Source organism: Thermovibrio sp., assembly GCA_015488335.1.
GTDB lineage: Bacteria > Aquificota > Aquificia > Desulfurobacteriales > Desulfurobacteriaceae > Balnearium.
On the sequence record WFNZ01000031.1, the window covers coordinates 35,747 to 44,142 of the forward strand.

Annotated in this window: 9 protein-coding genes and 1 tRNA gene; all 10 read right to left on the bottom strand. The window is 47.3% G+C overall.

Going from position 1 to position 8,396, the window contains the following annotated elements:
• Window positions 1-34 precede the first annotated feature (34 nt).
• A complete protein-coding gene (gene rpoB / locus F8H35_RS03840; RefSeq protein WP_472572230.1) occupies window positions 35-4,366 on the bottom strand; it encodes a DNA-directed RNA polymerase subunit beta in 4,332 nt (1,443 codons plus the stop codon).
• Window positions 4,367-4,480: 114 nt separating this feature from the next.
• The gene (rplL, locus tag F8H35_RS03845; RefSeq protein ID WP_472572239.1) at window positions 4,481-4,858 is read right to left on the bottom strand and encodes a 50S ribosomal protein L7/L12; all 378 of its coding nucleotides are present in this window, start codon (window positions 4,856-4,858) and stop codon (window positions 4,481-4,483) included.
• Window positions 4,859-4,906: 48 nt separating this feature from the next.
• A complete protein-coding gene (gene rplJ / locus F8H35_RS03850; protein ID WP_472572231.1) occupies window positions 4,907-5,437 on the bottom strand; it encodes a 50S ribosomal protein L10 in 531 nt (176 codons plus the stop codon).
• Between the two features lie 184 nt (window positions 5,438-5,621).
• On the bottom strand, window positions 5,622-6,344 hold the full coding sequence (gene rplA / locus F8H35_RS03855) for a 50S ribosomal protein L1 (protein WP_472572232.1): 723 nt from the start codon (window positions 6,342-6,344) through the stop codon (window positions 5,622-5,624).
• A gap of 53 nt (window positions 6,345-6,397) precedes the next feature.
• Complete coding sequence (rplK, locus tag F8H35_RS03860) at window positions 6,398-6,823, bottom strand: 50S ribosomal protein L11 (RefSeq protein ID WP_472572233.1); 426 nt, start codon at window positions 6,821-6,823, stop codon at window positions 6,398-6,400.
• Window positions 6,824-6,838: 15 nt separating this feature from the next.
• On the bottom strand, window positions 6,839-7,579 hold the full coding sequence (nusG, locus tag F8H35_RS03865) for a transcription termination/antitermination protein NusG (protein WP_472572234.1): 741 nt from the start codon (window positions 7,577-7,579) through the stop codon (window positions 6,839-6,841).
• Between the two features lie 11 nt (window positions 7,580-7,590).
• Window positions 7,591-7,773, bottom strand: a complete 183-nt coding sequence (gene secE, locus F8H35_RS03870; protein WP_472572235.1) for a preprotein translocase subunit SecE — start codon at window positions 7,771-7,773, stop codon at window positions 7,591-7,593.
• Between the two features lie 61 nt (window positions 7,774-7,834).
• Window positions 7,835-7,910 (bottom strand) — tRNA-Trp (locus F8H35_RS03875).
• Between the two features lie 21 nt (window positions 7,911-7,931).
• Window positions 7,932-8,096: a 50S ribosomal protein L33 gene (gene rpmG / locus F8H35_RS03880; RefSeq protein ID WP_121169299.1), complete on the bottom strand. Its 165-nt coding sequence runs from the start codon at window positions 8,094-8,096 to the stop codon at window positions 7,932-7,934.
• Between the two features lie 49 nt (window positions 8,097-8,145).
• A partial coding sequence (locus F8H35_RS03885) for an EF-Tu C-terminal domain-related protein (protein ID WP_472572159.1) occupies window positions 8,146-8,396 on the bottom strand: 251 nt, incomplete at its 5' end.

Genomic DNA, 8,396 nt, shown 5'->3' on the forward strand with positions numbered 1-8,396 from the left:
GGGGTTTAAAAAGGGGGGCTCAGCCCCCTCAAATCTACTCTTGAGATTCTCCCTCTTCCTCTTCAAGCTCTTTGATGAACTTAACGTCAAGGGCTAGGGCTTTGAGCTCGCGAACGAGGACGTTGAAAGACTCAGGAAGCCCCGGTTCAAAGGAGTATTTGCCCTTAACGATTGCCTCGTAAACCCTTGAACGGCCCTCAACGTCGTCGGACTTAACTGTAAGCATCTCCTGAAGGGTGTAGGCAGCACCGTAGGCCTCAAGTGCCCACACCTCCATCTCTCCAAACCTCTGGCCACCAAACTGGGCCTTACCGCCAAGGGGCTGCTGTGTAATGAGAGAGTATGGACCTGTTGAACGGGCGTGGATCTTATCGTCGGCAAGGTGGATGAGCTTGAGCATGTACATGTATCCTACAGTTACATCCTGGTCAAAAGGCTCACCTGTGAGACCGTCGTAAACTGTGAGCTGTCCTGTTTCAGGAAGTCCTGCACGCCTGAGGAGCTCCTTGATCTCCTCCTCTTTTGCACCGTTGAAGATAGGAGACTCAAACCTGATTCCGTTGGCAAGTTTCTTAGCAACCTCCCTCAGCTCGTCGTCGGAGAGGGAGTCTATGAGCTTGCTTATCCTCTCGTCGTTGTAGATGGCCTTCAGCTCCTCCCTTACCTTTTCAAGGCCAACTTTGAGGAGCTCCTCAATCTTCTTACCGAGTGCCTTTGCAGCAAGCCCAAGGTGAACCTCAAGAATCTGACCAACGTTCATACGGGATGGAACACCAAGGGGGTTAAGAACGATATCAATAGGAGTTCCATCTTCAAGGAAAGGCATATCCTCAACAGGCCTTATCTGGGAGATAACACCCTTGTTACCGTGGCGACCAGACATCTTGTCGCCAATCGTGAGCTTACGCTTCGTGGCAATGTAAACCTTAACCTTCTTGTTAACTCCTGCAGGAAGGTCGTGGCCCATCTCAAGGGCAGCTTTCTTCTCCTCGTAGATGTTCTCAACAAGGGTAATCTTGTCAACGGCCTGGAGTCTGATCCTCTTAAGCTCCTGAGCCACTTCCTCATCGTCAATTATTGAAGGCTTCCTGAGGGCAAAGAAGACAAGGGCGTCAACCTTATCCTCCGTAATCTCCTCACCGGCTGAGATGATGAGGTTTCCGGAAGCATCGTAAACATCCTCACGAACTCTCTTGCCGAGGATAAGCTCAGCAGCTTTTCTATCCCTATCCTTCTTAATGAGGTTAATTTCCTCCTGCTTTTCCCTCTCTAATTTCGCCTTCTCTTCAGCCTCAATGAGCTGAGTTCTCGGGTCTTTAGCCTCACCCTTCCTTGAGAGGATCTTTACATCAATAACAACACCTTCAACGCCGTGGGGAACCCTGAGGGAAGTATCCTTAACTCCCTTAGCCTTCTCACCGAAGATTGCCTGAAGGAGCTTCTCCTCAGGAGTAAGAACCTGTTCTCCCTTAGGAGTAACCTTTCCAACAAGGATGTCTCCAGGCTTAACGTAGGTTCCAATTCTTACAATTCCAGACTCGTCAAGGTTCCTGAGTGCAGCCTCGGAAACGTTCGGAATATCCCTTGTTATCTCTTCCCTACCTAACTTCGTCTCAACAGCTTCACACTCAAACTCCTGAATGTGAATAGACGTGTAAACGTCATCCTTCAGGAGCCTTTCGCTGACGAGGATAGCGTCCTCAAAGTTATAACCTCTCCAGGGCATAAAGGCCACAAGGACGTTCTTACCGAGGGCAAGTTCTCCGTTCTCCATGGATGGGCCGTCGGCAATTATCTGCCCTCTTTTAACTCTCTGCCCCTTCTTAACTATCGGCTTCTGGTTGATGCAGGTCTTCTGGTTTGACTTCTGGAACTTCTTGAGGTTGTAAACGTCAAAACCGGTATCTACAGAAAGGCCACCCTCTTCCAGCTCTTCGGGGTCAACCTTAATAATTATCTTATCGGCAGTAACGCTCTCTACAACGCCAGAACGCTTTGCCACAACAGCAGAACGGCTGTAGAGGGCAACCTCCTTCTCCATTCCCGTTCCAACGAGTGGCGCCTCCGTTTTGATGAGGGGAACGGCCTGACGCTGCATGTTTGAACCCATGAGGGCCCTGTTGGCGTCGTCGTGCTCCAAGAAGGGAATGAGAGAAGCAGAAACTGAGAAGACCTGCTTTGGTGAAACGTCCATAAACTGGACTTCTTCCCTCTTAACGAGCTTAAACTCCGCCTTGTGGCGGGCCATTACCGTATCGGCGGTTATGTATCCGTTCTCATCTACAGGAGCGTTGGCCTGGGCAATTACGTAGTTCTCCTCTTCCTCTGCGGTCATGTAGACGATCTCATCTGTAACTTTTCCGTTTACAACCCTTCTGTATGGAGTTTCAAGGAAGCCCAACCAGTTGATACGGCCGTAAGTAGTGAGAGAGTTGATAAGACCGATGTTCTGACCTTCAGGTGTTTCAATTGGACAGATACGGCCGTAGTGGGATGGGTGAACGTCGCGGACTTCAAAGCCGGCCCTCTCCCTTGTTAAACCGCCAGGACCTAACGCTGAGAGCCTCCTCTTGTGGGTTGTTTCAGCAAGTGGGTTTGTCTGGTCCATAAACTGGCAGAGTGAAGTAAGGGTAAAGAATTCCCTCAGCGGGTTAAGGGCAGTTCTCGGGTTGATTAAATCCTGAGGCATTACAGAGTCTATATCTGCAACTGCAAGCTTCTCCTTAACAGCCTTTTCAAGCTTGAAGAGGCCAGACTTGAAGGCAATTTCAGCAAGCTCTCCAACTCCGCGAACTCTTCTGTTTCCAAGGTGGTCTATGTCGTCGTAGGGGCGGAGCTCCGCGTGAACCTCCATAAGGGCCTTAACGGCACCAACAATGTCTGCCTTGTGGAGAAGTCTTCCAGCATCGTCGTAATCAGGCTCAACGGGAATCTCCTCAACTTTTGCCGCCGCAAGCTTAAGGGCAACTTCAGGAGTGATGAGAGTTCCTTTAGGAATGACAATATCTCCTTCCTCGTTAAGTATGTCTTCCCTGACTCTTAGAGGCGGAAGCCACTCAATGTTTTTAAGGTCTTCTTTTGTAAGCTTTTCAAGTTTCTCCTTCGGGTAAATCTTCTCGTTAACTTTAGCCCTACCAACCCTTGAAAGGTCATAGTTCTTTGTGCTGAAGAACATAGACTCAAAGAGTTTCCTTGCTCCTTCAACGGTAGCAGTATCTCCGGGGCGAACCTTCCTGAATATCTCAACGTAAGCGGCAATGAGAGGATCTTCTATCTTCTCCCGAACCCTGTCTCTCTTTTCCTTCCTGAGGGTGTTTACAATTACCGCACCGTAAGGGGTTTTCTTCTTATTGATAACCTTAAACTCAGCTCCCTCAGGAAGCTTCCTTGAGCTTGTGGAGAGCTCCTCGTAAGCCTCCTGAACAACCTCTCCAGTTTCAGGATCAACAATATCTGAAACAAGGTAGTAGTCCTTTAACTCCTCTTCGCCCTTAACCTCTCCGGTTTCAGCATCAACTATCTCGCCATTTTCAACTTTCAGTTTCTCAACAACATCCCCGTAGAAAACGTTGATTATTTCCTCGTCTGTCCTAAGGCCGAAAGCCCTTAAGAGGTAAGTTCCTATGAACCTTCTCTTTCTATCAATTTTTGCGTAGAGAATATCGTTGTAAGGAATCTCAAACTCTAACCAGGAGCCCATTGCAGGAATTATGCTGGCTATGTCAATTATGCGGGCAACCTGTGTAGTTTTGGAAACCTCGTTTTTGAAGAAGAGACCGGGAGAACGGTGGAGCTGGCTTACAACAACCTTTTCCGTTCCATTTATGATAAACGTTGCCCTGTCGGTCATAAGGGGAATTTCCCCAAAGTACATCTTGTTTTCTTTGATAATCGGAGCAATCTTTTCGCCGGTTTTCGGGTCTTTCTGCCATACGTGGAGCTCAAAGAGAACCCTTAAAGGAGCGCTGTAGTCAATCCCTCTCTCTTTACACTCGTCTGGCGTATACTTTGGGCGGAAAACAACTTCCATTCCGCACTTAGGACAGACAACCCCTTTACCACCAAGGCCCTGGAACTTTCCGCATTTACAGTACCAATCCCCTATTTCATAGCCTTTGTAGTGGATCTCAACGCCTGTAGCCTCATCAACGATGGGAAAAGCTTGCCTGAAGGCAGATTCAAGACCTACATTTTCCCTTTCGTGGGGAGCTTTGTTGAGCTGAAGGAACCTTTCGTAAGACTCAAAGGGAAACTGAAGAAGATCTGGAACCGGGTATTTTTCTTCCCTTTTCGCAAAACTTTTCCTCGGAAGGATTGTTATTTTTTCTTTTCTTACAGAGGGAGTTGTTTTCTGGACTTTTCCCATAGTCTCCTCTACCTCAAAGAGTTTTTGGGTTTAAATGACAGAAGGGAGACTACCCCTGTAGGCAGTCTCCCAGCCGATAAATTATAGTCTTAACCGATGTTGGTTTCAACCTGTTTACTTGATCTCTACTTCAGCTCCAGCTTCCTCAAGCTTCTTCTTGATCTCCTCAGCCTCTTCCTTAGATACGCCCTCTTTTACAGGTTTGGGAGCGTTGTCAACGAGCTCCTTAGCCTCTTTAAGTCCAAGACCAGTAATTTCCCTTACAACCTTGATAACCTGAATTTTCTTGGCTCCTGGAGACTTGAGGATAACGTCAAACTCTGTTTTCTCCTCAGCAGCAGCTCCAGCAGCACCGCCTGCAGCAACAGGACCTGCAGCTGCAACAACAGGCATGTCGGATACGCCAAACTCTTCCTTAATAGCGTTGATGAGGTCTACAAGCTCAAGAACTGTCATGTTCTTGATAGCTTCAATGATCTGCTCCTTTGTGATTTCAGCCATTTCGCTCCTCCTTGTAAGTATTCAAAAATTTTCTCCGTTTTAAGCTGCTCCCTCTTTCTCAGCCTTGATGTTTTCAAGCACTGTAACAAGCTTTGTAAAGAGGTTCTCAAGAGACCAGGCAACAGCGTTGACAGGATACTTGAGTGTAAATGCAAGCTGACCAAGGAGCTCTTCTCTGCTGGGGAGCTCTGCCAGCTGCTTAATCATGTTGTAGTCGGCAACTTTTCCTTCAACAACAGCAGCCTTAAACTTGAGCTTTGAATCTTCTCCTTCCATAAACTCTTTCAGAGCCTTAGCAGCAGCAACAATGTCATCAAAGGCAAAAACAATTCCTGTAGGGCCAACAAATGCGTCTTTTATCTGTTCAACAGGAGTTCCGGGGTAGGCGTAGCGCATAAGGGTATTTTTTACAACTTTATACTCTGCTCCTGCTTCCCTGAGCTTGCGCCTTAGGGCGTTTGATTCGGCAACAGTCATACCCTGAAAGTTTGTAAGGATAACCAACGGAGCTTTCTCAAACTTCTCTTTCAGCTCCTGTGCTATCTGTTCTTTATGTTTCCTCGTTTTCAACGGAGTTACCTCCCGATGGGTTTGGCGGGGTGAAGAGGGTGGGCATAGTTTGGCGGGGTAAAGCTTCCTCGCCGGTCTCAGTAGGCTGCCCTTTTCAGGGCATTTAAGCTATGCACCTACCCTCTTCAACCGGTCTTTCCGCTGGCAGCGGTAATTCTATTCAGAAAATCTCAGTTGTCAACACCTACTCTGCAGATTGTGCTGCGTTAACTGCGTCAAAAACGTCAACTTTCACGCCGGGATCCATAGTTGCAGCAACAGCAACACTTCTCACGTACTGTCCTTTAGCTCCAGAAGGCTTAGCGGCAAGAATAGCCTTAAGAAGAGCAACAGCGTTTTCGTAGAGCTTCTCCTCATCAAAGGAAACTTTCCCAATTGGAGCGTGAACAATACCTGCCTTCTCAACCTTAAAGTCAACCTTACCGCTCTTTGCTTCCTTAACTGCTTTTGCAACGTCAAAAGTTACAGTTCCTGTCTTCGGGTTTGGCATAAGCCCCCTTGGACCTAAAATCCTACCGAGCCTACCTACCTTACCCATCATGTCGGGGGTCGCAATTAAAACGTCAAAGTCCAACCATCCCTGCTGGATCTTCTGGATGAGGTCATCTCCGCCTACGTAGTCGGCTCCAGCCTCTTTCGCCTCGTTGAGCTTTTCTCCCTGAGCAATTACGGCAACTACTCTTTCCTTTCCAAGGCCGTGTGGGAGAACTACGCTTCCCCTTACCATCTGATCCTGATACTTGGGGTCAACGCCGAGGCGAACGGCCATCTCAACCGTCTGGTCAAAGTTCCTCTTTGTAACGTCTGCCATCTTCTTAACGAGGGAGATGGCCTCTTTGAGGGGATACTGCTTACCCCTGTCAATGAGGGCAAGGGCGTTCATATACTTCTTTCCGTGTTTCGGCATCTCTACCTCCTTCGGCTTTTATGCCTCCCACCTAAACGGTGGTAGTGTTTCCGTTAGTCTACGATTTTTACTCCCATGTTCTCTGCCGTTCCTGCAATAATCCTCATTGCAGCTTCAATGTCGTAGCAGTTGAGATCCTGCATCTTCTGCTCTGCAATCTGCCTGAGCTGTTCCTTTGTAATCTGTCCTACCCACTCCTTCTTGGGCTGGTGAGCTCCCTTCTCAATTCCTGCAGCTTTCTTGATGAGAACAGAAGCAGGGGGAGTTTTGAGAACGAAGTCAAAAGACCTGTCTGCGTAAATTGTAATAACTACAGGAATGATAAGACCCTTCTTGTCTGCAGTTGCAGCATTGAAGGCCTTAACGAACTCCATGATGTTTACACCGTGCTGACCTAAAGCAGGACCTACAGGTGGTGCAGGGCTCGCCTCTCCGGCAGGCAGCTGAAGCTTAACCTCAGCCACTACTTTCTTAGCCATTGTATCCTCCGCCTATCAGCTTATTTTCTCTACCTGGTCAAACTCCAGCTCAACGGGAGTCTGCCTGTCAAAAATGTTCACCAAAACTATAAGCTTTTCGTGCTCAGGGTCAATCTCTGAGATGGTTCCTTCAAATCCGATAAAGGGTCCTTCGTTAATCTTCACCTTGTCGCCAATGTCAAACTTGAGCTTCCTAACTTTAGGAACTCCTCTCTTGAGCCTCTCTTTTATTGCTGTAATTTCAGACTCACTAACAACAACAGGCTTCCCTCCTGCACTTACAAAGCCTAAAACTCTTGGAACTCTTCTTATTAGGCTCTGAAGGTCTTTATCTAAATCGGCCTTTATGAAGATGTAGCCGGGGTAGAGTCTGTCGCGGAGCTCTATCTTGGCCTCAACCCTGTTTTCAGGGCACTTTATCTTCTGACCTATTTTTTCTATAGGTTTATCCGGAATGCATTTTTTCTTCTCACACTCGCAGGACTCAACAAAAACCTTACCGTCTTCTACTCTAAAAACGACCTTTTTCCCTTCCTCTCCTTCAACTTCAAATATGCGGGGTTCCTCGCTGTGGAGGGGGAGCTCCCCCTTTTCCTTCCCCATAGCTTTAAAAACAACTTTTTCAACAGCAGGTATAAAAATTTCCTCTACTTTATCCTCTTTTCCAGCTTCCCTTAAGGCTTTCAGAATATTTGCCTTAACCCTGTGTTCAAATCCGGACTGAACATGGAGCGAATACCACTTTTTATCTGCCATTATTAACTCCCCTATTTAGCAATTATCAGCTCAAGACCTTTGGAGAAAATCGTATCCAATATCCAGAAGTAAACAGCAATAAAAGCGCAGAAAACAATTATTCCCGTTGTAGCTTCTACAACTTCTTCCTTTGTAGGCCAAGTGACCCTTCCCAGTTCTTCCCTTACTTCTTTCAAAAATTGAACAGGAGACATAAAAACCTCTTTTATTTAAGTTTACAGGGGGGATTTTAATAAAAAAGGAAAAATAAATAAATGGCAGGCCAGGAGGGACTCGAACCCCCAACCGCCGGATTTGGAGTCCGGAGCCCTACCAATTGGGCTACTGGCCTACCTGTAACAGGAAATATAACCTACTTCACTTCTCTATGCAAGGTGTGTTTATTACACCAAGGGCAGTACTTCCTGAGCTCAAGTCTATCTGGAGTATTCCTCTTGTTCTTTGTTGTGGAATAGTTCCTGCGCTTACACTCTGTACAGGCAAGCTGTATTACTTCACGGGGTCCCTTTTTAGCCATTTTGCAACTCCTTAAGCAGGATTGTTAAAGGGGGCAGGGCCCCCGAAAATTAGTCAAGAATTTCAGTAACAACGCCAGCTCCAACTGTCCTTCCACCTTCACGGATAGCAAACCTGAGTCCTTCCTCTATAGCTACAGGTTTGAGTAGTTCAACTTCAAACGTTACGTTGTCTCCAGGCATTACCATCTCTACGCCTTCTGGCAGCTTTACCTTCCCTGTTACGTCCGTCGTCCTGAAGTAGAACTGGGGCTGGTAGCCGTTGAAGAACGGTGTGTGCCTTCCACCTTCTTCTTTGGAGA